General features: G+C 64.7%; 1 protein-coding gene. It reads left to right on the top strand.

Features of this window, described 5'->3' with window-relative positions:
- Nucleotides 1-953 (top strand): DUF3300 domain-containing protein (locus AWB67_RS38600; RefSeq protein WP_143746835.1); only part of this gene is annotated, 953 nt, incomplete at both ends.

Here is a 953-nt window from a genome sequence, read left to right as displayed (position 1 = left end):
GGGCCAACCGCAGCAGGCGACCTTCAAGCCCGAGGAAATCGAGGCGCTCGTGGCGCCGATCGCACTGTATCCGGACTCGGTGATGTCCCAGGTTCTGATGGCCTCGACCTATCCGCTCGAAATCGTGCATGCCGCACGCTGGGTCAAGGCGAACCCGAAAATCAAGGGCGATGCAGCCGTGAAGGCGGTACAGGACCAGCCGTGGGATGTCAGCGTGAAATCGCTGGTCGCGTTTCCGCAGGTACTCGAACCGATGAACGACAAGCTCGACTGGACTCAGAAGCTCGGCGATGCGTTCCTCGCGCAGGAAAAGGACGTGCTCGCTGCGGTGCAACGGCTGCGCGCACGCGCCCAGGAATCTGGCAACCTGAAGTCCAACGAACAGCAGAAGGTGACCGTGGAAGCCGCGCCGGCTGGCGGTGAAACTGCGCCCGCTGGCGGGCAAGCTGCACAGACCATCGTGCGCATCGAGCCGGCGAACCCGGAGGTGATCTACGTGCCTGCCTACAACCCGACGGTCGTGTATGGCGCGTGGAGTTATCCCGCCTATCCACCGTATTACTGGCCACCCTCTCCGGCTTACTATCCCGGCGCCGCGCTCGCGACGGGGTTTGCCTGGGGCATCGGCCTTGCCGCCGCCGGAGCGATCTTCAGCAATTGCAACTGGGGAGGCGGAGGCGTCAATATCAATGTCAACAAGGCTGCCAATATCGATCGCAACTTCGATCGAAGCAAGGTGGAGGGCGGCAAATGGCAACACGACGCGAGCCATCGTCAGGGTGTCGCGTATCGCGACAATGCGTCCCGCGAGAAATTCGCGAAGAACGTCCCTGGCGCCGATTCGCGCGGTGACTTCCGTGGCCGTACCGGCGGCGCGTCTGATCGCGCCGCGGTGGCCGACCGAGCCGGCGCGGGCAACCGCGCGGGCGGCGCGAACAGCGCGGGTGTGGCCG

Source organism: Caballeronia terrestris, from assembly GCF_001544515.1.
Classification (GTDB): Bacteria; Pseudomonadota; Gammaproteobacteria; order Burkholderiales; family Burkholderiaceae; genus Caballeronia; species Caballeronia terrestris.
Note: the sequence above shows the minus strand (reverse complement) of the source record. Positions and strands in the feature narration are given on the sequence as shown.